Origin of the sequence: Sorangium sp. So ce1504 (assembly GCF_051521635.1) — a bacterium.
In the GTDB taxonomy this organism is placed as follows: Bacteria; Myxococcota_A; Polyangia; order Polyangiales; family Polyangiaceae; genus Sorangium; species Sorangium cellulosum_B.
The window spans coordinates 8274731-8301726 of the sequence record NZ_CP150365.1; the positions used below are offsets into that span (position 1 = coordinate 8274731).

The following is a 26996-nucleotide window of genomic DNA, read 5'->3' on the forward strand; positions in this document are numbered from 1 at the left end:
TCCGCGACGACCACGTCACCCCCATGTTGTGCACAGCGTCGAGCCGGGTGAACAGGGTGTCCACGTAGGCGGCCCTTCGGCCACGGCCGGAGGACAGGTGGGCGGGACGCTCCGATCGGCTCTGCGATAGGCGACGCGGTCGCGGGCCGGCGAGCGGCCGCTGCCGCGGGCGGAGCGAGCGCCGGTGCTGGCGGACCAGTCGCCGCGCCGACGCCGCCCGGCGCCGCCCGACGCCGCCGGCCGCCGCGGATGGACCGCGTCAGCCCGAGCCGTCCTCGGTTGTGCCGGGAGCGTCCCCTTCGCCCCGGGCTCCGCCCTGGCCGCGCGAGGGCGCCCTCCCTCTGAAGGCGAGATCCGCAGTCGAGGCTTCCGGTGAGAGGCTGTCGGCCGCAAATGATTCGTGATGCAATATCCCCAAACTCGCTATGTCCCGAGGGACATCGCACGTTCGACGGGTCTCCTGTGGATTCTTCTTCTCCCTGCCTGCGCGGGCGTCGAGCCGTCGCCGCCGGACGCGTGCGCTCCTGGCGAGGAGCGCTTTCGCGGGCGGTGCGTCCAGCCCGCCGCCCGCTACGAGCCCGAGGAGCGCGTCGACCGGGACAACGTCGTCGCCTTCGGCGCCGAGCTCACCCGGCTCGCGCTGCCGGAGCCGCCGCGCAGCGGCTTCAGGATCATCGCGCCGCCGCGGCTCATGGCGCCCGGCGAGGAGGCGACCTTCTGCGTTTCATGGCCTTTCCCCGCGATCGAGAGCACGACCGTCCACGCGGCGCGCGTCTACGCGACGGCCGGGCTGCATCACAGCAACGTGATCGCCAAGCCGGTCAATCCATCGTTCGGGCCGAACCCCTACCCGGGCTGCCATCCCGGCGCCGACGATCCCTTCGGTACGCTGCCGACGGCCATCCCGGACGTCCTCTTCGCGAGCTCCACGCAGGTCGTCGGCGAGGAGACGCTCGTCTTCCCGGAGGGGATGGGCTTCACCCTCGAACCGTCCCGCGAGATCGCGACGAGCGTCCACCTGCTCAACACGTCGCCCGAGCCCGCGGTCGTCGAGCTCGCCTATGACTTCTTCACCATGCCTCTCTCGGAGCGGACGGAAGAGCTCGTGCCGTTCGTCTTGAGCGTCAACGACTTCCTCGTCCCGCCGCGCGCCACGCAGACCGTCGGCACGACGTGCTCGACGTTCGGCGGGAACATCGTCTCTCTGATGCCGCACACGCACCGTTACGCCGATGCCTTCGACGTCGACGTCGTCCGCGCGGACGGCGGCGAGGCGCGCATCTACGAGGGCGGGGCGTTCGATCTGGAGAGCGACATCGAGGTCTACCGGCCGGCGCTCACGCTCGGCGAAGGCGACTCCCTCCGGTACGCGTGCAGGTTCCGGAACACGTCGGACCACGATCTCACGTTCGGCTACGGGGACAACGAGATGTGCATGCTGTTCGGGTACATGTACCCGCCCGAGAAGCAGCTGGCGGGGATCTCGCTGCGCGACGGGGAGCCCTGCATCTCGCTCGGCCTCGGCGCGCTCCGGTGAGGAGCCTCGTCGCCGCCTGATCCCCGCGCGGGCGCGGGCCAACGCCCCTGGACACGCCTCCGCCTCCTCCAAGCGAATGGCGCATGCGCAGAAACGTATTCTTGCATACATATTTCACGCAAAAAAGATTGGACGACAGTTGAACAACCATGAACGAACAGTAAACCGACGGACGCTCGCCGGGAAGATATGTGTGACAGATCACAATCAACGTCGTCCAAAAGCGACGTTCAGGAGATTCGACCGTGAAGCAAGAGCTCCTCCGTTCACCGCACGTGATGCTGGGCGCAGCGCTCGTCGTCTCGGCCTTGGGAGGGCTGGGCGCCTGCCGGCAGACAGAGGAAGACGCCGTATCCGGGGCCCCGGAGGCCTCCGGGTCGCCGGGTCGTTGCGTCTATACGAGCCCCTTCAGGCAGGCCGAGGAGTGTCGTGAGTACACGGGAGCGGGCTGGACCGCCGAGGCCGCGGAGGCCGACTGCAAGGCGCTCCAGGGCTCCACCTTCACCGGGGGCGAGAGCTGCGCCTATCCAGAGACGCTCGGCCGGTGCGTGCTCGGCGGCGGGACCGACGACGCGTACACCCTCATCTTCCCCGGCGGCGACACGAGCCAGTGCGCCTCGACCCAGCGCGGCTGCGAGATGTTCGGCGGCGGCCGGTTCGAGCCCGACGCCTGCGAGGGCGCGGCCGAGGAGCCCGGCGGCGGCGTGGGCACGGGCGGCGCCGTCTTCCAGTGGCCCGAGCAGGTCTGCGTCGACCCGATGGCCGGCGAGCCGGCAGGGCAGAGCGGCGGGAAGGTCTGCACGTTCGGCGCGATCTCGGGCTGCACCGAGCCCGGCCGCCTGTTCACCGACTACGCGTCGTGCGAGCCGGTCCTCACGCAGCGCCCGTACTGGCCGGCGCCCCCCTCCGATTACAAGACGCCGAGCGACGATCCACGCCTCTCCGATCCGCAATGGCTCGGCGAGCTCGCCTGGGTCACGGAGCAGACCGAGGCGTGCGGGTGCGTGTGCTGTCACTCGGAGAAGGCCGCGCCGGCCGCGGGGCCGTCGAACTGGTACATCGAGGCCGGCCCGGTCTGGACCGACAGCTTCTATCCAACGGGCCTCGCGCTGGCCGCCGGCTGGGTCTCCTCGGCGGCGCTCGGCGCGTATCCGCCGGACCAGAACAACGGCTTCTCCCGTGACGTCAGCGGGCTGCCCTCCACGGACCCGGCGCGCATGGTCGCGTTCTTCGAGGGCGAGCTCCTGCGCCGCGGATTCACGAAGGAGGATTTCGCGGACGAGACCCCGTTCGGCGGGCCGCTCCATGAACAGAGCCTCTACGTGCCAGGCGACTGCGCGGCAGGAGAAGGCGTGGACGCCGCAGGCAGGATCACGTGGAGCGGCGGCGACGCCCGCTACGTTTACGTCCTGTCGGCGAACGCCGAGAACCCGGGCGCTCCGCCCAACCTCGACCTGCCCGAGGGGACGATCTGGCGGCTCGACGTGCCCTCGAGCGCCGAGCCCGTCAAGAGCGGGATCACCTACGGCGAGGTCCCACCGGGCACGAAGCAGGGCTATCCGGCCGAGGGGAGCCCCGAGGAGCTCGTTCCGGGCACGAAATACTACCTGTATGTCTGGGAAGACGTCGCCATCCCGATCACGCGGTGCCTGTTCGAGGCTTCGCCCTGAGAGGGAGCTCCACGGCGAAGCCCCCTCCCTCGGGGTTCAGCCGGCGTCAGTCCGCTGCTTTACCGCCAGCTCCGCCCGCACCCGCGTCGCCGCCGCCTGCTCCGGCGCCCCCGTCGCCGCCGCCCCCTCCGGCTCCGCCCGCGCCTCCAGCACCCGGGTCTTCGCCGCCCGCTCCGCCGCCGCCGCACTCCTTGGGATAGGCGCAGTAACCGCCGCAGTCGACCAGGGGAGGAACGCAGAGGCCGCAGTCCTGGGGAAAGCCGCAGTAGCCGCCGCAATCGATCTGGGGAGGCATGCAGAGCTGCGGCTGCTCGCGGTTCCTCTCCAGCTCCACCGGCAGGACCTCGAGCTGCTGGGTGAGCCAGGCGTCCAGCTCCTCGTATCGCTGCTCGTCGCCCGAGCGGAGCATGCCCTCGTCCGACAGCTGCTCGTAGAGACCCTTCAGCACCGCGTTCGGGTCCAGCGCGGTGAACTCCTCGATCACCTCCTCGCACGCCGCGATCGTGTCGGCCCAGCAGGCCGGCTCGCTCTGGCACCCGCGCGCCAGCGTGTTCGTGCCGGCCAGGGGGACCACCGGATACCAGCTCTGCCCCAGGCTGATGTCGACCGAGTACGGCAGGTACTGGAACAGACCATCGGCCCGCTCGACCAGCACGACGTTGTTGCTGTTGTGGATCGCGTCGTCGCCGGTGGCGAGCACCCACGACAGGCACTGGAACCGGTGGAACGCCGGCCAGTCGATCCAGCCCTCGAGCGCGGCCTTGAAGCCCTCGCCAGGCGGCGTCTCGGCGATCAGCTCCTCGAGCTCCTTCGCGCGGGTGTTGTCACACTCCTTGAGCTGGCAGTTCTCTGAATCGTCGAAGACGCTCGCGCCGAACGGCACCATGTCGATGGGGAGCGGGATCCCGCCGCCCCCCGGGACGTCGACGGCGAAGTCTCCGGCGAACTCCCAGATGTTGGCGCAGCCGCCGCCGAGCTTGCCCTCGAGGCGGGCGCAGAACGCCTTCTTGTAGCGCTCGACCACGATGTAGGGGATGGCCACCTCCGCGCCCCAGACGTTGCTCGACAGCCAGGCGTAGTTGGTCAGGGGAGCTGGATAATCGAGGCGAGCATAGAGATCGAGCGTGAGGCGCTCGCGGAAGATGCTGCCGACCTGGCCGTTGTTGAAGCGCACGTGCTCGAAGCCGCCGAGCCGTTGCTTCTCGACGAACTCGTCGGCGTCGATGTTGAGGTTGGGGATGGTTCGCTTCGTCCAGGGCCGCTGCGTCGACTGGCCGGCGACCCCCACCTGGACCTTGCCGTAGTCGGCCGTCTTGCCCTCGGCGCCGGCCGTCGTCACCCACAGATGATCCGCGAAGGTCGTGTCCTCCCCGGTCGGTGAGTAGATGTCCCCGAATGCGTCCCTCTTGATGGGGCCCCCGATGCCGCCGAGCCCTTCGTTCATGTACTCGAGCTGCTCTTCCGAGACGGCGAACCAGTAGCGGTTGCCGACGGTGCCGAAGACGTCGAGCGCGAGTTCGGCCACCTCGGTGTCCGCCACCGGCGCTCCCGGGTACGGCTCGGGCGCGCCGCCGGCGCCACCGGCACTCCCGGCGCCGCCGGCGCCCCCGGCGCCGCCCTCCCCGTCCGTGTAATAGTAGTTGTAGATGTTGTCCGGCTTGTCAGCGCACCCCGCCGCGAAGACGGCAGACGGGAGGGCAAGCAGGGCGAACAGCGAGATGGCTCGCGTGCGGGACGACCATGATCGAGCAGAGGAAGACGACGGCAGCTGATTGGACATGAAGCGCAACCTTTCCGCTTCACGCCCATTGCAAATAACGTACCGTTCACGGCGAAATTGTAACGCGTCGGTGTCGGTGCCCTGGAGACAGGTCGGCCCTTGCGGGTCCGGCGAGTTTGTCGAGGAGCTCGTGCCGTCGGTGCCGCGGTGCGTGGACGCGCCGCCGGAGCCCCCTCATGACACGAGGGTCAGAGGCTGGCACACTGCCCGGGAGCTTCGTCCTTGTGTGCCAACGCCGCGACGCGGCGTCGATTCGTCTGGCCGCGGATCGCACCCACGCTCCCACCGCGCGCCGTCGATCGCTCCGGGTACCCTGCTCCAGCCGGTCGAGCGCGCGTCACGCGCTCTCCGCCTCACCGCGCCTTCTTCGCCTTCGTGGCTGGCAGCACGCGCGTGCTCGGCCGATACATCCGCGTCGTCGCGTCGTAGCGCCACGTGATCTCCACGGGGCGCGGCGCTTCACCCTCGGCGTCGTGGCGCCACGGCGTACCGCGGATCCCGAAGCGGTCGAAGCGCGTCGAATGGAACTCCTCGACGTCCTTCTCCCAGGGACCGTTGTTCACGGCCCCCTCCAGGAGCTCGGTGTACTCGCCGCTCGGCTTGATGCCGATGACCCGCCAGTCCGCGCTCTCGGCCCAGATGTCCGTCGACGTGTACTGATCGTAGAAGAACATGTGAAGCTCCTTGTTGCGCCTCTCGATGCCCGTCGGCGCACCGGAGGTCTCGATGGTGTCGACGATCTCGCCATTGCGCAGGATGGCGAGGGCAGGCCGCCGCAGGAAGAGCTCGCCGATCTCGACGTCCCCTATCGTGGATATCGGGCTGTAGAGTCCCTGGCGCATGGGCTCCAGGGCGGTACCGTCCGAGCCCCGCGCATAGCCGATGACCTCGAGCTCGAGCGGATCTCCCGGCTGGTACGACATGGGGGCGCCGCCGATCGGCTCCGACGCCTGGAACGCCAGGGCGCGGAGGTTTGCGAAGGGCTCGTAGCTCACCGGCTCCGGGATCTCCCGCCAGACCCACTCTTCGTCCGCCGGCGCCGGCGGGCGCGGCGCGTCCGCCGCCCGCGCGAAGAGCCGGATGCTGTCGATGGGCGCCGACGAGGCGCGGGGCAGCGCCGAGGTCGGCAGCGTGGCCTCGATGGTGAACCTCCCCTCGCCGCCCTTCACCGCCGCCTTCGCACCTTCGATCAAGCGTCCCTTCCCGTCCTCGCCGATCCCCGAGAGGCCGCCGCGATCCAGCCGGAAGAACCGCACGAAGCGCGCCTCGTAGCCGGCGGTGAACGCGTCATGCTGGGCCAGCGTTTCATGGCAGGCCTTCTGCACGTCGGCCGGGAGCGGCTCGCCGCCCATGTCGGTCTCGCAGTTGAGCGGCATCACCCCGCCCCCGCGCTGGAAGTAGCCGATGGGCGGCAGCTCCGGCGCGCCGAAGCCGAGCCCCAGCCAGATCCCGCCCTGTGATCCCTCGTCGAGCTCCGCCGCGAGGGTGACGCCCGCGCTGGAGAGCACCAGGGCGACGTGCGAAGGCGCATCCATCGCGCTGGTCGAGGGCGGCGGAGGCGCGCTCTCCCCACGCGCGGGCCGCGGAGGACGTGGCGGCGGCGGCCGCGCCCATCGCGGCGCCCATGCGCTGATAGACCACCTCCCAGCGCACCGCGAGCCCGTCGATGGCGGCCGGGAACACGAGCCGCAGGACGCGCGGCGCCCCCGAGGCGGGAAGGCGCGTATCGCCGGCCGGGACGCGCTCGATGCCTCCTTCGACCGGGCGCACGGAGAACCTCCGCTCGAGGATCACAGGCGCGGCGATGGCCACGGTCGCGCCCTCCGCATCGACGGCCGAGGCGCGGACCTCGAGCCGGCGGAACATATCGCCCGTGGGGACGGCGTGCCCCGCCGCGACCACGCGCGCGCTCACCTCGATGGCGTTCGCGCCGCTCCGCGACGCGCTGGCGTCGATCGCGGAGCGCAGCACGGCCGGATCCCCGACCACCGAGAAGCGATGATCGCGGTGCGGTCTCCCGGCGATGCCCTGAACGAGCTGCATGTGGCAATCGCGGCAGGGTCGCTCCGCGAAGCGACCGGAGCGGTGCTCGGCCACGGTGTCCTGCATGGCGACGCCGGGCGCTCGCGGAAAATCGAACTGATGGCAGCGGGCGCAGCCCTCATCGGTCGAGAGCCGCGCGTCGCCACGGACCGCGTGCGCGCCGCCGCGCGCGTCCCGGCCGCGCGCGGCGACGACCTCGCCGGCCACGAGGTGGCAGGTGACGCACCCCACGCCCACCGCTTGCGCGTCCGCGCCGGGGTGGTGGGCCGGATCGGCCTCGGGCGCATGGCAGCCACGACAGAAGGGCAGCGGCTCGATCGCGTAGGACCTCTGGAAGACGCGATCCGTGAACGCCTGCCGGTGCAACGAGGCGCGCCATTCGGCCGCGATGTCCTCGTGGCACGCCTCGCAACGCTGGTTCTCGATGCGCGCGGAGAAGCCCTGCGGTCTCCCCTGCGGCGCCGGTCCCGGCAGCGGCGGCAGCGGATCGCCGCGCACGCCGGCCGCGGGTGCGAACAGCAGCGCGGCCAGCGCCATGACGGCGGCACCCGCGATACGAGGTGTCCGCCGTTCACCGGAGGCCGTCCGACGCCACCTGCCCATGTTCGTTCAGGATAGCACTCCTCAGGACGACGGACGAAGCTTCGAAGCTCGGCGGATGCGACGCCTCGGTGGACGGCCATGGATCGAGAGCGTACGCTCCGGGAATGGCCGGTCCCGTGGCGTCCGTTCTGCTGCCGTCGAAGATGACCGTGGAGCGAGTCGCCGCGCTTCAAACTGGGATCTCGCGCATCGCCGATGATGTTCGTGGGGATGACTTCTGGCTTGACCAACGCCCGTTCATTCTGACCGTTGGGCCCGAATATCCCGAGGCCATATCCGAGATCCTCGATGCGGGCCTCCCGGAGGTGCTCGGATGGTCGCCAGAAGACGTCGTTTCATTCGCCGCGATGTGCAACGACGACGAAGATCATCGGTTGCTCGCCAGGTTGTGCATCGACCTGGCCGAGGCGGAAGGTGGAGTTATCGACTTCGGTGGGCAGCTGGCGATCGGACCACAGCTGGACGGCCTTCAAGATGACAAGCCCGTCAGGATCGAGAATCCAGGTGGCGTCACGGGCGTGCTGTTCGCGACGGCGCGCTCCCACTACGGAGACGCGGCGCTCGCGCGCTCCTGGCTACGGCACGCGAGCTTCCGCATGGTGAAGTAGATGCAACTCGGATCGGTCCAACGACTGGTTAGACCGCTTGATTCAGGTCGTCGCCACCAGCAGCTCCTCTGAATTGTTCGGCGGCCGAAGGCCATCCGTCCTGCCCGCGAAGTAGCGCTCTGCAAGCGCAGCGGCCGATACGTGCTGGACCTCTCTGAAACCGGCATCTCGGGCCAGCGCCAGCATCTCTGCCGGCGTGAAGAAGCTGATGAACGGCGTGCCGTTGGCTCTGGCCCCCGCTGCCGCTCGCTCGATCCCGGGACGCACCTCCGGATCCGCCAGCTCGATCGGAAGCATGAACGACATGGCGAGCGTGGAGCCCGGGGCGAGCGCCGCGACCTGGCGCAGCGTCGCCGCGATGGCGTCCCTGGTCAGGTACATGCTGACACCGGTCGACGCCACGACCGCCGACCGCCCCGAGTCGAAGCCCGAGGCCGCCAGCCGCTCCCACCACGCGTCGCCTGCCTCGAAGTCGACCGGCACGAGCCGCAGGAACGATGGAACGCCGAGCCCGAGGTCGAGGAGGCGCTGGCGCTTCCACGCCTGGGGGCTGGGCCGGTCGATCTCGAACACGAGCAGGCGGGAGGCAAGCTCCGGCCGACGCTGGGCGAAGGTGTCCAGGCCCGCTCCGAGGATGACATACTGCCCGACGCCACGGGCGGCTTGCTCCGCGACGAGATCTTCGACGAAGCGGGCGCGGGCCAGGATGGAGGCGCGGAAGGGCCGCGTGAACGGGCTCATGTCCGGACGGCCGCGCCACCCGTCGTCCGGAGCCGCCAGCTTCAACCCGACGTCGTCTTCGAACACGTGCGGCGGCGCATCGGCTTCCACGTGCAGCGCACGCCACAAGGCGACCCGAACCGCCGTGTCGTCTGGCGCCGCCGCTTGTTCATCCTGCATGACGTACTCTCTCCTGGTTTCTGATTGTTGGCGGTCTAACAAAATGAAAAAACGTGCGGAGCTTCTACGTTCCTCGGAGAATGGCGTCGATCCGGGACTCCGCCCACTCCCGGACGCGGGAATTTCGCGGCAGCAGCGCGGCGATGCGGTCGTTCGGCGGGTAGCCTGAGTCGACCCATGCCTCGGCATGCTGTCGCCAATGCGACGAACTTTCGAGTGCGAGGACGAGGAGATGGTCGAACGGAAATGTGCGAAGGACCTTCGATGGGACACCCTGGCTTGCGAGGCCCTGATCCATCATAGATAGGACCGCCGGGCGGTCGAACTCGAGCATCGGCATGAATCCCACAAGGTTCTTCGGCGGCGCAACACGCAGGCCATCCGCGTACTGCGATGTCCACTCGCCAGAATCGATCAAGCCGATCGCGTGCTGAGTCGGATTGAATCGAGCGGAATATTTCACAACAGGCAGCCACTTGCACGGTTCGCCCGAGCCGTCGATTGTCTGAGCACACCAGCGCTCCGCATCTGCGCGGCGCAACAACTCGCGGACGTTGGAGATTGACAGGGGCATCGGTCTCGATATGTGGAGCATACCAGGCCCAGGAGCGCGCGCCCAGGTCGCCCCGACCCGTCCTCGTAGTGCGCGGCACACTCGGGAGGATCAGGACCGCTCGGCGTGGGCGACCTGCCGGTCGTCGAGGCGGGCCCATCCGGGATCGAGCGCGGGTCCTCCGCGGTTCATCTCGGCGCGAACCGGGCCGGCGATCGCCAGCGTCATGACCAGTGTGCTCAGCGATGCTTGGCGGCTCAGCCTAGTCCTTCCCGAGCAGCAGATCGATCACCCAGCAGCCGCGGGCGTGCGGCCCGCGGCCGCGGCAGTGGGCCAGCACGTCGGCGTCGTCGCACCCGGCGTCCAGCAAGGCGTCGGCCAGGATCGGCATCGGCCCGAAAACGCGGCTTTCATACATCTGCCGAGCCAGCCCGACGGCCGTCGAGGTCCGCCAGCGCGGGTCGAATGCCACCGCGCGGAACGGGTTGCCAAAGATGTCGCGGAGTACGTCCGCCTGGGCGTGCTCTTCGGCGGCGCTGCTGGCAGCGTAGGAAGCATCCCCAGACGCGGCGCCAGGATTGGCCATGGCAGCAGCTGCCAGATGAGCGTTGGACGAGGCGTAGTACGCCGCCTTCGGAGCCTGTGGCCGAACTACCTGAAAGCTCAGGGTCAGCGCGTCGTGCGTCGGCTGGAGCGAGATACGCTCGGCCCCATGGGACGCCCGCCACCTACCCTCCAGAGAGTCGAGCGCCTGCCGGACCAGAGCCTCGGCTGCCTGGAGTTCCTCCAGCGTGGCCAGGCCATCGGCGTGACGGCTCGCTGTTTCCACTGCTGCTTCTGCGAGCTCATCGGGGAGCAGGGCGCGCACGCGGTAATAACATGCACAGGCGAACAGACGCATCTTGCGGTCGCTCCCCCTGCAGGCCGGAAACGTCTTGATGTCCACGACCCGCAGCTCTTTCGGACCGAGTCCGAGCAGGAAGCGGAGCATGGGGTTGGTCCGAGTACACACCAGCCATTCCGCCTCTGTCATCTGGCAACCTCCGTCCAGCCTCTTCCCCGACGCGACAACGAGCATTCCTCGCACTCCGCGGACCTGACGGGTCGGCGTTCACCCGCGCCGGGCCGAGGAAGTGAAGCGACCGAGATCAGGCGTCGGGTGCACCGCCAGGTCAGCGAGCTTCGTCACCTCGCTCCAGGTCCTCTGGCTCGATCGAAGCGCCAACGAGGTCAGCCGACCGGCGGACCTCGGCTTCGGCGACGAATCCCGCGTGATAGAGCCGAACGAGAAACTGCCGGACCGCGCTTCGAACAGCCTCGCGCGCAGCGGCGAGGTCTTCGGATGGGACACGACGCGGACGGTCCGGGGTCTGCGGACCGAATTCACATGCGCCGCGGCAGACTGGGCAGTATCTCGTGATCTTTGTGTCGTGCTGCCGCACCCACGAGCGCTGCGCGTCCTGGAGTTGTCGAAATCGATGCTGATACTCGTCAATGGCTCGGACCGCTGCCGCCGCTTCAGCGATCCAGAAAGCAAGATTTGCATGATGTCCCGCCAACTGGTGAACGTGCTGGGTCGCGAACCGGCCGACCTGCTTTGCGATGAGCTCGGCGCGCGCGATGGAGTATGGCTTCGAGGGCGGCATAGGGGACGGTCTGGCTCCAGGTGGGCGACGTAGGTCGCGCTGACGGCTGGCCGGCCTGCTGGGTGGCCGCCTTTTCTACCATTCAACCGACACGATCGACGCTGCGGAGTGCGTGTCCGGCCAAAGGGAGCGTGTAGCACATTCTCGGCATCAATCCCTCTGTTGCCCAGCGGCGGGTCGGCCTTCTTGGTCGTCATCGATCGACCTGCGCTTTCTGAGCTGTGACCAGCCGGGTCAGCGCTTCCATCTCAAGCTCTGGGAAGGGCTCGCGAAACCTTTCGCTGAACTGTGACGCCGGCAAGCACGTCTGGAGTCGCCGAAGTGCGCGCCAGAACGTCAGGACGATCGCTGTCGCCGCTCCGTGGAACTCCAGGATTGGCGCCGGAGTCAGCGTCCGAAATCGATCCCGGAACATCCGGAGGCTCAGGACGGACACCGTAGGGCCCTCCGGCACGATGGTCAGCTCGAGCTCCGCTGGCTCCAGAAGGAACGTGACGCGGCGCGATGGTCTACCGCCCAGCGCGTCGCAGAGGGCGGAGCAGAGATCCGGCAACGTCGGGTAGATGTGCGAGAACTTCTCGTGTACCCGCTGATCCGCGGTCCGAATCTCTACTGCGAGCCATCCCGCCGAGGGCTCATCGAACGCGACATCAAGCCTCGGTAGCTTGTTCATCGGAACCTGCTCACCCTCGCCCCAAGGTCAACGCCGCAGTTCAGCGGCGGCTCAACGAGGAGTCATGTACAATACCGTACACCGTCCGCTGCAACTGCATGTTATCCGCTGGTTGCCCGCGACGCTGGATGCCCTGTCGCCACGATCGCCGCAGCTGCCGCGAGCTTGTGGTTGGCCTGCCAAGGTGGCCCGATCGATCGGCCCATCGCGTGCAGAAGATCGTTCACGTCATCGCGGCCGAGCGCCGTTGCAGCGTCGCGAAACACGCGCTCGCGGTCGTACCAGCGAACGGACCAGCCGCGCGCCTCGGCTGCGGCCGCGAGGGCCTCGCGATACATGACGGAGTCGGCGACGGTCTGCGCGCGATTGTCGGCGATCCGCTCCTCGGTCGTCGGCGGGAGCTCGGGGCACACGCGAATCGCGATGCTCGCGATCGGCACGGGCACCGCCGCGGCCAGCGCCTTGAGGCCCTCGCGTGCGCCGCGCGCGGCGGACGCTCGCACGCGGTCGACGAGCGCCACGGCGTCGGCGAGCGAGAGCGCTCGCGCTCCCGGGGTGTCGAGGTAACGGCCCACCGCCCACGACCCTTCGTGGTGATGCGGGTGCGTCGGCAAGCCCTCGGTGAGGTCGATGCGCCGGCGATCGAGGAGCTCGCCGCCGGGCGCGAGAGTGACGAGCACCGCCGAGTTGCCGTGCTCGGCGACGCCGACGGTCGCGGTTCGCTGCGTTCGTCCTCTCGCCACGTCTTCCTCCTTCGGGGGCGCGCCCCGGCGGCTACCGCCATTTCAACGAGATAGGAATCGGAATGTGAGGCTGATCCGCGGGCCCGCGGCGTCGACGGCGAGGACGGCATGCTGCCACCCCTCCTGAACGCTGGCGCGCATGATCAGGAGCGAGCCGGGCGCCAGGGCCATGTCGTGCGTCTCGTCCCGGCGAAGGCTCCGGCGGAAGGTGAGGACGCGAGGCGCGCCCAGCGACAGGATCGAGGTCGTCGTTCCAGCGACGACGCCGGCGCTGGAGTCCGAGTGAAAGCCCATCTTCGCCGTCCCATCGGCATAGAAGTTGGCGAGGCAGTTGTTGATCGGATGCCCCACCACGCCGGCGAGGCGGGCCGCGAGGTCCTGCACGAAGGGCGGCATCTCGCAGTCCGGGTAAGAGATGCCTGAGTAGTTGTACGCCACCCCGCACGAGGCGGTTCGACGTGAATGCATCCGGTCGTCCCACGAGAGATTCCGCTCCGCCATGTCGAACATGGCCGCGGGATCCGCGACGAATCCCTCCAGGTACTGAACGTCCAGGTCTTCCGGCATGAGTCGCAGCGATCGATAGAGTACAGAAGTGGTCCCCGCCCGTCCAACGGCCTTCCGCTCGCGGCGCGCAGCGGTGCGCGGCGGCGCTGCCCAGGGCCGTCTACGGGCGCGGGGGACATCGTAGCGGGGGGCTCAGCGCCGGCGCTCGCACCGCGCCGGGCGGCACGACGCGGCAGGGAGACACCGTGCTCTCGTCGTACAGCGCGCCCTCGAAGCGCGCGGCGTCCACGTACGCGCCTGGTGACCCCTCATGGCGCCGCGTCCGTTCGGCCGTAGTCGAGCTGCCGATCAGTGTAGAGATCCGCTTGGATCAACCGCACGTATTCCGTGGGGAATATTCCTACGATCTGCCCCCGCACATCGGCAGGATAGCCGTACACGACGAACATGTCACCCTCATGGATCTTCTCGGGAATGGACTCAAACGCTTCAAGGGGCATGGACCATGCTGCCCTGATGGTCCCCTCCCCTCTCGGGGAGAGGAAGTAACGAGCCCGCTGAAGGCCAGAGTCTTCGATCCAGTCAAAGTACCGATGCTCGATGTCGAACCGCAGCACCGTGGCGTCGTTCTCCTTCGACACCTTGTACGATCGCAAGACGCCCGCCCAGGCAACCAGTGTCTTGCCGTATCGGTCAGGACTGCCGCGGACGTCGTCCGGATGAATATCCCTCGTTGCTCGATCGAAGACCGCGGCTTCTTGGTCCGACACCGGGCGGTACGGGCGCGAGCCAGGCGCGAGTGAGGGCAGGCGGCCCGAGCGGGCCAGGAAGGCCAGTCCGGCAAAGCCGACGCATCCGACCGCAAGGGATACCGCGAGCACTCGTCGGCCAGTCAAATGTCTCTCACCTGCGCAGAGCGATTCCGGTTCAACGTGGCACGCGTGGCCATTCGATACGCTCCACCTGGTCGTCGCGCCTCTGTCGGCCGAACCATCCGTCGATTGGTCAACCGGAGCCGCCGGACCAGGTCTGTAGAGATCGTCGCCTTTCGTGCCCTCCCCCACGAAAAGTCTCACGGATCGGCGCTGCGTCACAAGGCCCAAATGCTGTCCAGCGCCGCAGGGTAGGAACTTCGGTTCGGAGGGGATATAAAGATCCGTCGAACAACGGCGCCAGCCGCCTTTTCTGGAGGCCGCGGGCGCCTGGAGGGGGCGCGGCGGACGCGCAGCCGGAGGCGTCGCGCGGCGTCGCGCCTGGATGACGCGGCGCGGCCGCCTGATCGGGAGGTTTCCAGCAGATGCGCGGCGAAGGAGTGACGCAGGGGTGTGGCAGCTCGCGCACCTCGATAGACCGGCGGCGAAGGCGACCTCTCGCACCGCGCGCTGGAGCACCGTCTCGTGCGGATGATTCCACCGCCCCCGACACAGCGGCGCGCCCGCACGAGGGAGCAAAGGCGGAGCCCATAGCAATCTCGAACGCGCTGCGGTACGGGTCATAGCCGGGTGGACAACGCGACTCTGACCTCGCTCCGGGCGGCGCTCGCCGCCTCCCCTCGCAACGTGGATCTCCTCACGGTCGTCGTGGCGGCCCTCGTCGAGCGCGGCGAGGCCGCCGAGGCGGCTCGGCTCGTACGCGAAGCCGGAGCATCACTCTTCGAGCGCTCCGAGCAGCGGCGCGCCGCGGCCCGCGCGCTGTTCGAGGCGGGAGATCTCGAGCGGTCCCTCGAGCTCGCGGACGCGAAGGACGGCGAGACGCAGATGCTCCGGGCGCGCGTCCTCCACGCGCTCGGCCGCCCCAAAGAGGCGGTTCAGGCATACCAGGATGCCGTCGCCGAGAACCCGACGCTCGAGGACGTCGACCTCAAGGCGCTGCTCGGGGCGCGCATACGCGAGATAGTTCCGGCCGGCGAGCGCCCGCGCATGCGCGTCATTTCGAATGACGACACCGACGCGCCGGTCATGGCGCGCCTGCTCCACCCGGAGGCGAAGGCGGTCACGTTCGCCGACGTCGGCGGCCTCGCGGACGTCAAGAAGCAGATCGAGCGCCGCATCATCATGCCCTTCCAGAAGCCCTCACTCTTCCAGCGCTTCAAGAAGCGCGTCGGCGGCGGCATCCTCCTCTATGGCCCGCCGGGCTGCGGCAAGACCCTTCTCGCGCGCGCGACGGCCGGCGAGTGCAAGGCCGGGTTCTTCAACGTCGCCATCCACGACATCCTCGACATGTACATCGGCGAGTCGGAGCGAAAGCTCCACGCCATCTTCGAGAAGGCCCGATCGAGCGCGCCGGCCGTGCTCTTCTTCGACGAGCTCGAGGCCCTCGCCGGCAAGCGCCAGCACACGCGCGAGGCGACGAGCGCCAAGCTGGTGAGCCAGTTCCTCGCCGAGATGGACGGCTTCGCCCAGAACAACGCGGGCGTGCTCATCGTCGGCGCGACGAACGTCCCCTGGGCCGTGGACGCCGCATTCCGCCGCCCCGGTCGCTTCGACCGCGTGCTCTTCGTGCCGCCGCCCGATCGAGAGGGGCGCGAGGCGATCCTTTGCCGCCTCCTCGACGTCCGCCCTGCAGCGCGCGATATCGACGTGGCGGCGCTCGCCGCGAGGACGTCCGGCTTCTCGGGCGCAGACCTCGAGCACCTCGTCGAGACGGCAAGCGACGAGGCCATCGAGGCCTCGCTCGGCGAGAAGGCCGAGGTGCCCATCGCGGAGGCTCACCTCGTGGCCGCGCTGCGCGACGTGAAGCCGACCACCCTGGAGTGGCTCACGACGGCGCGCAACTACGCGCGTTATGCGAACGAGGCCGGGCAATACGACGAGGTGCTCGACTTCCTCAAGCGCCACGGGAAGGGCTGACGTGGGCGCCGCCTACACCATCGCCGACGAGCCCCGCCCGGGCCGGCTCGCCGAGTACACGGTGAACCCGTTCTGGCCGCTGCTCACGACGATGCTCGCGGGGAGCTGGGCCGGGCTGCCGTGGTTCATCTTCAACGGCAAGGCCATGGGCAGCGCGGGCTTCCGGCGAGAAGCGCTCATCGCCGCGCTCACGCCGGCGGCGGCGGTCGTGCTCGCCCAGGTGAGCGCCTCGGTCATTTCGGCGCTCCACCTGCCCGATCGATCGCTCGCCTATGCGTTCGTGATCATCACCGCGGCGAAGCTCGGCGCAGCGTACTGGCTCTATACGTCGCAGCACCGGAGCTTCGGGATCTACGAGTATTTCGGCGGGCGCGTCCGCCAGGGCGCCGCGGTCGCCATCGCGGCCGCCATCGCCCGGGATCACGTCGTGCGCGCCGCGTTCGAGGCCTCGAACTGGCTCGGGATCGTGGTGATGTGATGGAGGGGCAAGACGACGCCGACCGCGCGACCGACCTGGGGGTGAGCGCGCTGAATCGCGGGCAGCTGCCAGCCGCGATCGACTGGTTCCGCCGGGCGCTCACGCTCGATCCGGATGCGCCGCGCGCGCACGCGCTGCTCGCCGTGGCCCTCCTGCGGCTGAAGCGGCTCGGGGCGGCGCTCATCGAGGCGCAGACGGCGCGCGGGCTCGCCCCCGAGTCGCCGCTCGCGCACCTGGTCCTCGGCCGCGTCCTGCTCGCGCACCGGAGGCCGAGCGAGGCGCGGGAGCATTTCGAGACGGCCCGTGGCCTCGATCCGTCGGAGCCCGCGCCGCTGCGCGGCCTCGCCGCCGTCGAGCGGTACCATGATCGCGACGATCGCGCCGCCGAGCTCCTGACCCAGGCGCTCGAGCTCGACCCGGAGGACATCGAGACGCTCGTCGCCCTCGGCGATGCGCACCTCGCGCGCGGCCGCGTCGACGACGCCGAGCGCTGGGCGCGCGCCGCGCTGGAGGCCGAGCCCGAGCACGCCGACGCGCTCGTCCTCATGGGGCACGTGCTCCTCCGGCGCGGGGACGTGAGCGGCGCGCGCGAGCACGCGGTCTGGGCGATCCGCGCCGACGTGAGCGATCCGGACGCGCTGAGGCTCCTCGCCGCCATCAAGGCGCGCGAGAGCTTGCTCCTCGGCCTCTGGTTCCGGGTGAGCTCGGTGCTCGCGGGGCTCGGTCCGAGCGCGATGCTCGTCCTGCTCGCCGCGTACGTCGCGCAGCGCTTCCTCCGCCTCGCCCTCGAGGACCTCGACCGCCCGGCGGGCGCCCAGCTCATCGGGTATGCCTGGCTCGGGATATGCGTCTATTCGTGGGTGGCGCCGGGCATCTTTCAGCGAATGCTCCGGCGCGAGCTCGACACCGTGCGCCTCCGCGACGACTTCTGACCTGCCGGCCGTCGCGGTCCGCCGCAGGGCGAAGCGCGGCCGGCACCCGACGCCTGTTGGGCAATCGGCACAACGCATGACAGCTCGCTAGAATACCGACCACGTTGATCAAGCGAGAAATAAACCGCCAAGACGCCATGAGACGCCAAAAAAACAAAAATCTTGGCGTCTCATGGCGTCTTGGCGGTTCGAAATTCTGCGCTTTCCAGGCAGTTTCAACCCGTTTGTCGCTCTAGCCTGGATTTTTACAGAGATAGTTCGGCTAACAGCGCAACCAGTGACCGCTCGCCCGGCATGATCGCTGATAATTGCGGCGCTGGCTCGAGCTTGCGGACGGGCGGGCCAGTCAAGGCTGGCGCGGAAGCTGAACTGGTGCGCATACCGTCAAATGCACGATCGGTAAATCTTACCAATGCTCCAGGGCACTCTGGACGCCTGTCGCGCCGATCCACTACAAAATACGGTACAAGTGGCGCTTCTCTCCTGCCTGTTGGCGCCCGGCTCGACACGTGGCCCAGATGCCTTATGTAGCAGTGGGATTCTTCGTGATGGGCGCACCAGCTCGATTAACGGGCCCAACTCGCTTCTTCTTGGAACCCGGGAACCCGAGCAAGTTCGATACCGCCAGTACGAAGCGTTGCGCGACCAGTTCGTTGCGATGCCCGTCGTGGTCCCCTGGTAGGGACGAGTTTCGCTCCAGGTCGCGTTCCCCTGCCCGGCGTCAGATCGCCTTTGTGTTAACCGATCTTCTGCTGTGAAAATCCAGGCTAGCGGCGCTCAGTCGATGACGCGCCGGCGCTCGCCCGGCGACGCCGGCGCGTGACTTGCGCCGGCGACGCCGCGGCTGCGCTCAGTCGATGGCCGGCTTGCCGCCCATCTCCTTGAGCACCGCGTCCGCGCCCGACACCGCGTCCATCACCCACTCCATGTAGCGGTGATCGACGTGGATGGTCCGGGTGATCGACGGCATGAAGAGCCAAGGCGGGCCTGCGTCCGCCGTACCGGCCCCGCGGCGTTCCGGCGCTTCGGGCACAGCGAAATCCTTAGAAGCACGCTTCGTGCAACTTCGCAGCCGTTGCCCCTGCTCCCCGCGATCGCCCTTGTTCGTCCTATCCCCTCGAAATCGATGTAACTCGGTGCCGAAAGTGTCACGCGCGGATCCGCATCCTCTGCGTGATCACCGAGCGCGCCACGATCACGAAGATCCTCGAGCACCTCGGCATGCCGGTGGACCCTCCGCCGGTCAAGCGAGGGCGAGACCCTACCTGGAGCGAGGCCCCGCCGATCGGGGCCGACATGTAGACGACGACCCGGCATGCCGCGCGTCAGGCGGAACGCTCTCGAGCAGGCCCGGGTGGCGAGATCCGCCCGAGGAGCCGTCGATGCCGGACACGGTGCGCTGCGGGGTCGTGCGTGACGGCGTTTGGACGAGCTCAGCGTGGTGTAGACAATATTACACAGCCGAGTGACCTCGTTGGATCTGTTGGTTTTTTGTAGGCGGATCAGTGGATCGTACTTTCTGGACGTTATGTCAACTGCCGGTCGTTGGCGGGAAATTCTTGACAGGTCGGAATGGCTTTGCGCGGGTTTTGCTCTGCAATCCAAGGCTCGCCTCGACGAAAGCAGGGCGCCAGCCCTTCCGCAGGCTCGCTGTCATGAGCTCGCTCGGCTCGACCTCGCCCTCACGGCCAGCCTGGTCCACCTGCCCCGAGCTCGAGCCCCCAGCGGAGCGCCCCTCCGCCGTCGCCCACGTTTCACGTGAGGCACCGCGCGCAGCTCGTGTCCGGGCCGCCGCAGGCGCCCGCGCAGCGGGGCGAAGCGCCTGGACACGAGCGAGCACGGTGCCACCGCCCGCAGGCGACGGCGGAGATGCGCCGACGTCACCGGTGGGACCGGTGCGGTCGGCACCTGCGAGGATCTGCGGGGACGAGGTTGCGGACGCCACGTTCCCAACATGCCTATCCTCTCCAGGCGGCCACCCGTGGTGCCCGGCATGATGGCGCCCAACTGGACAGGCGGCACGACCCCCTACGTCCACCAGGGCACCTTCGCCACGGTATACGCGGCGGCTCGCAGGCGGCGCTTTGACGAACCGCGCAAGCCGCTGAGCCCCCGCCCGAGGAGCGCGAGGCCTACGAGGCGTGCAAGCACCCGGTCGTGGCGAGCGCGCGTGGCGAGCGCGCCGCCGCGTCGAGGCGGGCAGCGGCGCCACCCACGGCACGCGGACCGCCAGCTCGGAGCGCCCACGGACCGCACGCGGCGGCGCCGTTCAGCCCGTGGCGACGGGCGTATTTGCCAGGGATCTGCTCAGCTCCGCAAAAATCGGTGAGGCGATGAGATCGCACGGCCGGCACGCACGTCCAAGTGCCAACCAATGCCGGGGAGTCGCAGGCCGAGGTGCCCGCGACCCCGGCGACTTAACGAAGGAGATCTCGAATGAAGATCAAGGCGCACCATTCCATCGTCCCTGCGTTTGCATTGGCTTGCATGACCTCCGGCTGCGTAGCGGCGAGCGGCCCGACCGACGAGCTCGACAACGCGATGGGCGAACAATCTGCTGCGCTCGTGACGTGGGACGTGCCGACCGGCAACCGCGTGACGAACGGAAGCTTCGAGTCGCCGGCGCTGTGGTCGGGCAGCTGGGCCACCCGGCCGTCCATCCCTGGCTGGAGCGCGGCGTACGGTGCGATCGAGGTCCAAAATCATGTTGTGGGCGGCGCCGCGAGCGGCAACCAGCATGTGGAGCTCGACGCCCAAGGTCCCAGCGCCATCTATCAAGAGATTGCGACAGTCCCGGGCGCGACCTACCAGCTCAGGTTTGCCTTCGCCGCGCGCCCCGGCAGCGGCCCGGACGAGAACGTCCTCGCCGTCGTCTGGGACGGTCAATTGATCGACACCCTCTCTACGGGCAGCGCTGCGTGGGCCTATTACACCTATCCGGTCATCGCCTCCGGCGCGACCACGCGCGTGCAGTTCGAAGATCATGGCATTCCGAGCACCCAAGGCACCTTCCTCGACAATGTCTCCCTGGTCGCCGCCGACACGGACGCGGACGGCGTCCTCGACGCGTGCGACAACTGCCCGACCGTGGCGAACCCCACCCAGCTCGACTCAGACGGTGACGGCGCTGGAAACGCGTGCGACCTCGAGTGCGTGGTCGTGCAGCGGGGCACCTATGGGAACGTACAGGACTCGCATGTACAGCCCCAGGTCTCGGGCTGGGCGTATGGCGCGTATCCGTACCTCATCACGAGATGGGACGCGCAGGCACCGCAGCTGGCGGCGCTTGCCTTCGATGTGTCGTTCATCCCGCTCGGGTCCCGCATCACGTCTGCGTCCCTGTCGCTCTCTCATAGCTGGAAGTCGAGCAGCAGCGTTGTCGAGGTGCACCGGATGAGCGGCGCGTGGGACGAATCGACCCTCAATGCAGCCAATTTACCTGGGTACGACGAGCCGGCCTTTGCCTCGCTCACCACGCTCGCGCAGGCGGACGCGACCGTGTCGGTCGATGTGGCGCCGCTCGTCCAAGCCTGGGTGGACGACGCTCAGGCGAACCACGGCATCGCGCTGCGGGACACGAGCGGCAGAACCGACTTTCGGGCAAGCGAACATACGTCGGTCGCGCGCAGGCCGAGCCTCGGTGTCTGCTACTACGCGGCGGAGTAACCGCGCCGGGCCGGAGGGCGGAGCGCAGCAAGCTCTGTCGAATGTTTGGGCACGGGCGCTTCGCATCGACGAGGCAGAGTCGCCAAGCTCAGCGCCCTGCCCTCGTTGAGGCGATTCAGGATGCCGCGGAGCTACTGTTTTGGCATTGCTGCCCGTCTGGCAGCACGGCGTTCGAGGCCGGCTTCAAGAAGCACAATCCGTTCTTCATGCTCCTGTAACGTGACGCCGCTCCCTCAGCCCAACACGCGAGGCATTCTCGCCGAGGACGACCTGCCCGAGCGCGTGTTCGGCGCGGTGGAGCGCGGCGCGAAGGTCACGACGGATCTCTCCGACGGCTGGGATCACAAGCCGTACCTGGAGCGTCCGCTCGCCGAGGTCCGGGCGGAGATCCATGTCGATCCGGCGTGAGCTCCGCCTGTCAGGGGATCCACGGAAGCGGGCCAAGCGGAGCCCCGCACTCCCTTGCTACCCCTTCGACCACCCGCTCATCGCCCGGTAGGCCGAGACGGACTCTTCGATGACCTGCATGGCGTGGTCCCGACCGTACATCGTGCCCATCTCTGCGAACTTATCCGCGGCGAGCAAGAGCCGGCCGACCCGACCGAGCTACCCTGGGTGAACTCCCCGATCATCGTGCGACTGTACGGATCACTTCATCCGCCCGAAAAACCTCGGCAAAAGCCCCACACGCACCCATGGAATGGCTTTCGCTGCGCCCCGACGCGCTGACGGCGCAGAATCGCCTGTTTGTGGAGGAGATCGCACGATGGCAAAAGCAGAAAGCGAAGTCGCTGGGCATCATCGGTGGCGAGACGGGCTCTGTGACCCTCGTGCAGCGATTCAACAGCCCACTCGGTAGCTTCGTGCACCTGCACGTCGTTGCGCTAGCCTGGATTTTCACAGCAGAAGATCGGTTAACACAAAGGCGATCTGACGCCGGGCAGGGGAACGCGACCTGGAGCGAAACTCGTCCCTACCAGGGGACCACGACGGGCATCGCAACGAACTGGTCGCGCAACGCTTCGTACTGGCGGTATCGAACTTGCTCGGGTTCCCGGGTTCCAAGAAGAAGCGAGTTGGGCCCGTTAGTCGAGCTGGTGCGCCCATCACGAAGAATCCCACTGCTACATAAGGCATCTGGGCCACGTGTCGAGCCGGGCGCCAACAGGCAGGAGAGAAGCGCCACCTGTACCGTATTTTGTAGTGGATCGGCGCGACAGGCGTCCAGAGTGCCCTGGAGCATCGGTAAGATTTACCGATCGTACATTTGACGGTATGCGCACCAGTTCAGCTTCCGCGCCAGCCTTGACTGGCCCGCCCGTCCGCAAGCTCGATCGAGCCAGCGCCGCAATTATCAGCGATCATGCCGGGCGAGCGGCCACTGGTTGCGCTGTTAGCCGAACTATCTCTGTGAAAATCCAGGCTAGGCGAGCCGGTGCGGGAGCAGGGGGCAGCTCTGCCGGCGTTGCGCGGCGCACTACCGGCGTGAGGGGAGTTTTCGAAGCGCTTGACAAGCTCAGGCCACGGCGATACCAGTAACCCACTGGTTACCTATATGTCGCCCGCGAAAGCCGACATCGATGTGTTTTATGTCATCGCCGATCCAACCCGTCGCGCGATCCTCGATCGTTTGCGCGCGGGTCCTGCCCCGGTGAACGAGATCGCGGCCGACTTCTCTCAGAGCCGCCCCGCGATCTCGAAGCACCTGCGCGTGCTCAAGGCATCGCGGCTGGTGACCGAGGAGAAGGTCGGGCGCGAGCGGCTCTACACGCTGCGACCCGCGCCGCTGCAGAAGGCGATGGCTTGGCTCGAGGGCTACCGCGCGTTCTGGGGTCGCAATCTCGAGTCGCTGAAGCGTTACCTGGAGGATACATGACAGCCAAGAACTCCCGAGCCCGTTCGATCGCCGATGTCGCGCAAGGGACGATCCTCGCTCGCATCGAGATCGCCGCGCCGCCAGAGCGCGTCTTCCGCGCGCTGACGACCGACGAGCTGACGAAGTGGTGGGGTTCTGCGGAGATGTATCGCACGACCGCCTTCACGATCGACCTTCGCGCCGGAGGGGCCTGGCGGACCGACGGCGTGGGGGCAGACGGGAAGCCATTCCATGTCGGCGGCAAGGTTCTCGAATTCGATCCGCCTCGAAGGCTCGTCCAGACATGGGAACCGTCATGGGATGCGGACGCGCCCCCGACGACGGTCTCCTATCTCCTCGACTCCATCGAGACGGGTACGCGCCTCACTGTCCGACACGCTGGATTTGGCGCTCGTGTGACATCGTGCGAGAGCCACGCGACAGGTTGGGAGCGCGTTTTGGGTTGGCTCACGAACCACGTCGCACCGCAACCGGAGCCGCGCTTCTTTCTCTGTCGGCTGCTCCCGTCGCGCGCGACCTTCATGCAGGACATGACGGCTGATGAGCGCGCGGTCATGCAGGCGCACGGCAAATACTGGCGCGGCAAGCTCGCCGAGGGCCACGTGATCGCCTTCGGACCGGTCGCCGACCCGGCGGGCGGATGGGGCGTCGGCATCGTTGCTGTCCGCGACGAAGCCGAGCTCCGTACATTCCAGAGCGAGGATCCCGCGATCAAGTCAAACATCGGCCTGCGGTACGAGGCGCTGCCCATGCTCACGGCCGTGTACTGACGGCTGATGTGGCGCTCCGAAGGGGACGTGCGCGCGCGCGGCCAGCGGACAACGCGCGCGCATCAGCTGACGTCGCTGGCGCCGAGGTCGTCCAGGAAGGCCATGGCACGCGCTACCCGCGCCACGCCGCGTCCTGGATCCAAGGCACCCAACTCCCGGCCGTGCTCGGACACTCTCCAGAGCTCAGGAGCCTTCAGAAAGGGCGCCGCGCGATGCGCGGCCAGGCGAGCGTCGAGCCATACCAAGGATCCCACAGCCCACTCTTGATCGTACTCGCGATCACCGACCGGCAAGTACGACTGGAGATAGAGTGTCAGCGCATCGGATGCAGGTAGATCCTGGTAGCGCGCGGTCGCGACAGAGAAGCCCTGTCCCGCATAGCAAGTCGCGCTGGCGAGCAGTCTCTCGCCGATCACGCCTCGAAACGCGGGGAGCCGACGGGCCGCGATGATCCATGCCGCCGTGAGCTGCTCGCGCCACGATCCGTTGAGCCAGTAGCCGAGCTCGCGCTCGGGGAGAGACGTCGCCGCATCCAAGAACTGCTGCGCGAACGCATGCCGCCGCTCCGGCGACTCGTCGAGGAAATTCGCGTGCAGAAGGAGCAGGTAGAGTGGGGATCCGTACCTTGACCAAGCGTCCATCGGGAAAGTCCGGCTAACTATCAATCGATTGGCCAACCGAAGCCGGCAGACCAGGTCTGTCCAGCTCGTCGCTTTTTGTGCCCCCCTCACGAGAAATCTCACGTGTCGGCGCTGCGCTGCAAGGCCCAAATGCCACCCAGCGCCACAGGGTAGACTGTCCAACACCGCCGACAGCACCGCAGCGAGGCGCGCGGGGCGCTTCGCTCGGGTGAAATCGAGGTGCTGCGCGAGGGGCGAGCGCTAGGACGTGGGTGTAGAGGAAGTTGATGGCGGCGAGGGCCTGGCTCTGCGTCGAGGCGCTGACGTGCTGGTCGGTCGCCAGTCGCGTGAGGAACGTCGCGCGGACGGCGGCGGCCATCGCACCTGGGCGGCTCTCCCCTTCCTTCGCTCTGCGCTCGCTCCGCCCGCTACCGCCGGCCGCTCCTCCGCGCTACGTTCGCCGCGTGGACGCCCCCCGACCGTCCGGCGCTCGCCGCGCGCTGCTCATCGGCCTTCCCGTCGCCGCGCTCGCCGCGGTGGCCCTCCTCTTCGTGGATCGCGACGAGCGCCCCGCGCCGAACGCGCGCCCGCCGAGCGCCGAGTCCCGCGCAGCCCGCCAGCCGCAGCGCCGCGATGAGGCGCCCGTCGTCCCCCCCGCTCCCCCGCCGGCCGCTGCCACCGTGAGCGCCGCAGCACAGGAGTCGGAGCCGGCGCCGGACACCGACCCCGAGGCCAGCATCATCGACCGCATGCGCGCCGCCTTGACGACCAACCCCGAGGAGGTGCTCCGGCTCGACGACGAGGCGTCGCGCGACTTCGGCGACAGCCCCCGCGCCGCCGAGCGCGGCCTGCTCCGCGTGCGGGCGCTCGTGCGCCTGGACCGGATCGGCCAGGCCCGCAGCCTCGCGGAAGACCTCATCGAGCGCTACCCGGACGATCCCTCGGCGAAGAGTGCGGCCGCGTACATGGGGATCCACCCGAGGCCGCGCGGGCCGTCCAGGTAAGCAGCGATACCGCGGGTGCCCTTCGAAGTTCACGTGATCTTCATCAGGGCCGCTGCGACCACGATCTTGTAGCAAGAGCAGAACGTTGCGCAGTGAGTCACTGAACCGATTAAGAGTTCGGGCTGGTCCGGCGCGCGTTTCTGGTGATAATCGGGCATGCGCAACTGGCTTCTTCTTTTCGGGGCTCTCCAGCTCTCCGTGGCTGGATTCGGCTGTGGCGACGGATCGGACGGCGGCGGCGAGGGCGGCGCCGGCGGCGAAGCGGGGGACAGCGGCCCCGCCGGGAGCAACTCCTCGGGCGCCGGCACTCCGGCGAGCTCGGGCGCGGGCGCCGGCACTCCGGCGGGCTCGGGTGCGGGCGCCGGCACATCCACAGGCTCCGGCGCGGGCGCCGGCGAGCCCACCGGCGGGCCCGCGAGCACGGGCAGCGGCGATCCCGTGGCCGGCAGCAGCACCAGCAGCGGGGGAGAGCCCAGCGAATGCGCCGGCGCCGACGAGGACGAATGTCCGTTCGAGCCAGGGGTCGAGATCGCCTGCCGCCTTCGCTTCATGTACGGCGTGAACTACGCCTGGCGCGACTTCGGCGCCGATTTCGGCGGTCAGTCCAAGTGGAGCCAGGCGGGCATCTCGGGCAAGAAGAGCCAGGTGCTCGCCGACCTGCAGGACATGCGCGCCAACGGCGTGGACGTGGTCCGCTGGTGGATCTACCCCCGCTTCTACGGGGACCAGATCAACTTCGATGGACAGGGCAACCCGACCGGGCTCGGCGGCACCTCGACGCAGGACATCCTGGCGGCGCTCGAGCTCGCGGACCAGGCGCAGGTCAACGTGATGTTCACGCTGTTCTCCTTCGACGGCTTCTACAAGACATCGCACAACCCGCCGAACGGCCTGTCGGTCGCGAGCATGGGGCCCCTCGTCGCGGACGCGGGCCGGCGCGCCAAGCTCATCGAGAACGTCGTCCGCCCCATCGCTCGGACGGTGGCGTCGAGCCCGCACCGCGACCGGATGCTGGCCTGGGACGTCATCAACGAGCCCGAGTGGGCGATGACCGGGCCGAGCCTCTACGGCGGCGACCCGGCGTTCGAGGGGGACTCCAGCAAGTTCGATCTCGTCACACACCAGCAGATGGAAGCGCTCGCCAAGGAATCGGCCGCCGTGCTGAGGCGAGAGACCGGCGCGCCCGTGAGCGTCGGCAGCGCCGCCATCAAGTGGGGTCAGGCGTGGACGCGCTCGGACGTCGACTTCTACCAGGTCCACATGTACGGCTGGGTCAACGACTACTTCCCGTACAACAAGCCCCTCTCCGAGTACGGCCTCACGGACAAGCCGGTCGTGATGGGCGAGTTCCCCATCAACATGGCCGAGATGGACGTGCGCTACGACAAGTTCGTCGGCGACCTCTACAACATGGGGTATGCGGGCGCCCTCTCGTGGTCGATCACCGATCCGAACTTCTCGTGGTCGTCCAACAAGACCGCCGTGAAGGCGTTCGCCGATCAGCACCCCTGCGAGACGCGCTACTGAGCGCCGGGTGA

Annotated in this window: 27 protein-coding genes and 1 pseudogene; 14 read left to right on the forward strand and 14 right to left on the reverse strand. The window is 68.4% G+C overall.

Annotated elements, in window-relative coordinates; translation table 11 throughout:
- Positions 1-403 precede the first annotated feature (403 nt).
- Both WMF39_RS31060 and WMF39_RS31065 read left to right on the forward strand, forming a co-directional pair.
- Positions 404-1537 (forward strand): hypothetical protein, encoded by a 1134-nt coding sequence (locus WMF39_RS31060; protein WP_437740102.1) that lies wholly within the window; start codon positions 404-406, stop codon positions 1535-1537.
- Between the two features lie 245 nt (positions 1538-1782).
- The gene (locus tag WMF39_RS31065; RefSeq protein WP_437740103.1) at positions 1783-3207 is read left to right on the forward strand and encodes a proteinase inhibitor; all 1425 of its coding nucleotides are present in this window, start codon (positions 1783-1785) and stop codon (positions 3205-3207) included.
- A 46-nt stretch (positions 3208-3253) separates the two neighbouring features.
- Here the strand turns inward: WMF39_RS31065 and WMF39_RS31070 are convergent, their stop codons facing one another.
- Both WMF39_RS31070 and WMF39_RS31075 read right to left on the reverse strand, forming a co-directional pair.
- On the reverse strand, positions 3254-4987 hold the full coding sequence (locus WMF39_RS31070; protein ID WP_437740104.1) for a CotH kinase family protein: 1734 nt from the start codon (positions 4985-4987) through the stop codon (positions 3254-3256).
- 353 nt (positions 4988-5340) lie between these two features.
- A complete protein-coding gene (locus tag WMF39_RS31075) occupies positions 5341-6522 on the reverse strand; it encodes a hypothetical protein (protein ID WP_437748152.1) in 1182 nt (393 codons plus the stop codon).
- A gap of 212 nt (positions 6523-6734) precedes the next feature.
- On the opposite strand from WMF39_RS31075, the gene WMF39_RS31080 reads away from it, so the two are divergent.
- Positions 6735-6989, forward strand: a complete 255-nt coding sequence (locus WMF39_RS31080; protein WP_437748153.1) for a hypothetical protein — start codon at positions 6735-6737, stop codon at positions 6987-6989.
- Between the two features lie 311 nt (positions 6990-7300).
- On the opposite strand, the pseudogene WMF39_RS31085 reads toward WMF39_RS31080, so the two are convergent.
- Positions 7301-7633, reverse strand: a pseudogene (locus WMF39_RS31085) (hypothetical protein); the annotation flags it as partial.
- Between the two features lie 116 nt (positions 7634-7749).
- On the opposite strand from WMF39_RS31085, the gene WMF39_RS31090 reads away from it, so the two are divergent.
- The gene (locus WMF39_RS31090; RefSeq protein ID WP_437740105.1) at positions 7750-8241 is read left to right on the forward strand and encodes a DUF6368 family protein; all 492 of its coding nucleotides are present in this window, start codon (positions 7750-7752) and stop codon (positions 8239-8241) included.
- Between the two features lie 42 nt (positions 8242-8283).
- On the opposite strand, the gene WMF39_RS31095 is transcribed toward WMF39_RS31090, so the two are convergent.
- The 8 genes from WMF39_RS31095 to WMF39_RS31130 all read right to left on the reverse strand — a co-directional run bounded on the left by WMF39_RS31095 (position 8284) and on the right by WMF39_RS31130 (position 14144).
- Entirely contained in the window at positions 8284-9141 is an 858-nt protein-coding gene (locus WMF39_RS31095) for a class I SAM-dependent methyltransferase (RefSeq protein ID WP_437748053.1), read from the reverse strand.
- 64 nt (positions 9142-9205) lie between these two features.
- Positions 9206-9715, reverse strand: coding sequence for a hypothetical protein (locus WMF39_RS31100; protein WP_437740106.1), 510 nt, complete (start codon positions 9713-9715; stop codon positions 9206-9208).
- A gap of 241 nt (positions 9716-9956) precedes the next feature.
- Positions 9957-10685: a hypothetical protein gene (locus WMF39_RS31105; RefSeq protein ID WP_437740107.1), complete on the reverse strand. Its 729-nt coding sequence runs from the start codon at positions 10683-10685 to the stop codon at positions 9957-9959.
- Positions 10686-10866: 181 nt separating this feature from the next.
- Complete coding sequence (locus tag WMF39_RS31110) at positions 10867-11340, reverse strand: hypothetical protein (RefSeq protein WP_437740108.1); 474 nt, start codon at positions 11338-11340, stop codon at positions 10867-10869.
- Between the two features lie 193 nt (positions 11341-11533).
- The gene (locus WMF39_RS31115) at positions 11534-12013 is read right to left on the reverse strand and encodes a hypothetical protein (protein WP_437740109.1); all 480 of its coding nucleotides are present in this window, start codon (positions 12011-12013) and stop codon (positions 11534-11536) included.
- A 101-nt stretch (positions 12014-12114) separates the two neighbouring features.
- Positions 12115-12756, reverse strand: coding sequence for a hypothetical protein (locus tag WMF39_RS31120; RefSeq protein WP_437740110.1), 642 nt, complete (start codon positions 12754-12756; stop codon positions 12115-12117).
- Positions 12757-12798: 42 nt separating this feature from the next.
- The gene (locus WMF39_RS31125; RefSeq protein ID WP_437740111.1) at positions 12799-13323 is read right to left on the reverse strand and encodes an alpha-ketoglutarate-dependent dioxygenase AlkB; all 525 of its coding nucleotides are present in this window, start codon (positions 13321-13323) and stop codon (positions 12799-12801) included.
- A 248-nt stretch (positions 13324-13571) separates the two neighbouring features.
- Positions 13572-14144 (reverse strand): hypothetical protein, encoded by a 573-nt coding sequence (locus WMF39_RS31130; protein ID WP_437740112.1) that lies wholly within the window; start codon positions 14142-14144, stop codon positions 13572-13574.
- Positions 14145-14765: 621 nt separating this feature from the next.
- Between WMF39_RS31130 and WMF39_RS31135 the strand changes: the two genes are divergently transcribed.
- Genes WMF39_RS31135 through WMF39_RS31145 form a run of 3 tightly spaced genes read left to right on the forward strand, consistent with a single transcriptional unit; the run spans position 14766 to position 17522 of the window.
- Entirely contained in the window at positions 14766-16112 is a 1347-nt protein-coding gene (locus tag WMF39_RS31135; RefSeq protein ID WP_437740113.1) for an AAA family ATPase, read from the forward strand.
- Position 16113: 1 nt separating this feature from the next.
- The gene (locus WMF39_RS31140) at positions 16114-16590 is read left to right on the forward strand and encodes a hypothetical protein (RefSeq protein ID WP_437740114.1); all 477 of its coding nucleotides are present in this window, start codon (positions 16114-16116) and stop codon (positions 16588-16590) included.
- Positions 16590-17522, forward strand: coding sequence for a tetratricopeptide repeat protein (locus tag WMF39_RS31145; RefSeq protein ID WP_437740115.1), 933 nt, complete (start codon positions 16590-16592; stop codon positions 17520-17522). The genes WMF39_RS31140 and WMF39_RS31145 overlap by 1 nt, the downstream gene beginning before the upstream one ends.
- Positions 17523-18372: 850 nt before the next feature.
- Here WMF39_RS31145 and WMF39_RS31150 read toward each other — a convergent pair.
- The gene (locus WMF39_RS31150) at positions 18373-18555 is read right to left on the reverse strand and encodes a S46 family peptidase (protein WP_437740116.1); all 183 of its coding nucleotides are present in this window, start codon (positions 18553-18555) and stop codon (positions 18373-18375) included.
- Positions 18556-18695: 140 nt separating this feature from the next.
- Here WMF39_RS31150 and WMF39_RS31155 point away from each other — a divergent pair, with 140 nt between their 5' ends.
- The 5 genes from WMF39_RS31155 (at position 18696) to WMF39_RS31175 (ending at position 23834) form a co-directional block, all read left to right on the forward strand.
- Entirely contained in the window at positions 18696-18824 is a 129-nt protein-coding gene (locus WMF39_RS31155; protein WP_437740117.1) for a hypothetical protein, read from the forward strand.
- A 1134-nt stretch (positions 18825-19958) separates the two neighbouring features.
- Positions 19959-21188: a DNRLRE domain-containing protein gene (locus WMF39_RS31160; RefSeq protein WP_437740118.1), complete on the forward strand. Its 1230-nt coding sequence runs from the start codon at positions 19959-19961 to the stop codon at positions 21186-21188.
- Between the two features lie 219 nt (positions 21189-21407).
- Positions 21408-21596, forward strand: coding sequence for a hypothetical protein (locus tag WMF39_RS31165; RefSeq protein WP_437740119.1), 189 nt, complete (start codon positions 21408-21410; stop codon positions 21594-21596).
- A gap of 1099 nt (positions 21597-22695) precedes the next feature.
- Entirely contained in the window at positions 22696-23064 is a 369-nt protein-coding gene (locus WMF39_RS31170) for an ArsR/SmtB family transcription factor (RefSeq protein ID WP_437740120.1), read from the forward strand.
- Positions 22992-23834 carry an SRPBCC domain-containing protein gene (locus WMF39_RS31175; protein ID WP_437740121.1) on the forward strand — a complete coding sequence of 281 codons (843 nt, stop codon included), beginning with the start codon at positions 22992-22994 and terminating at the stop codon, positions 23832-23834. The genes WMF39_RS31170 and WMF39_RS31175 overlap by 73 nt, the downstream gene beginning before the upstream one ends.
- Before the next feature lie 62 nt (positions 23835-23896).
- On the opposite strand, the gene WMF39_RS31180 is transcribed toward WMF39_RS31175, so the two are convergent.
- Positions 23897-24475, reverse strand: coding sequence for a DUF6000 family protein (locus WMF39_RS31180; protein ID WP_437740122.1), 579 nt, complete (start codon positions 24473-24475; stop codon positions 23897-23899).
- Positions 24476-24488: 13 nt separating this feature from the next.
- Entirely contained in the window at positions 24489-24833 is a 345-nt protein-coding gene (locus tag WMF39_RS31185; protein ID WP_437740123.1) for a phage integrase N-terminal SAM-like domain-containing protein, read from the reverse strand.
- 85 nt (positions 24834-24918) lie between these two features.
- On the opposite strand from WMF39_RS31185, the gene WMF39_RS31190 reads away from it, so the two are divergent.
- Positions 24919-25458 (forward strand): tetratricopeptide repeat protein, encoded by a 540-nt coding sequence (locus WMF39_RS31190; RefSeq protein ID WP_437740124.1) that lies wholly within the window; start codon positions 24919-24921, stop codon positions 25456-25458.
- 156 nt (positions 25459-25614) lie between these two features.
- Complete coding sequence (locus WMF39_RS31195; RefSeq protein WP_437740125.1) at positions 25615-26985, forward strand: endo-1,4-beta-glucanase; 1371 nt, start codon at positions 25615-25617, stop codon at positions 26983-26985.
- Positions 26986-26996 lie beyond the last annotated feature (11 nt).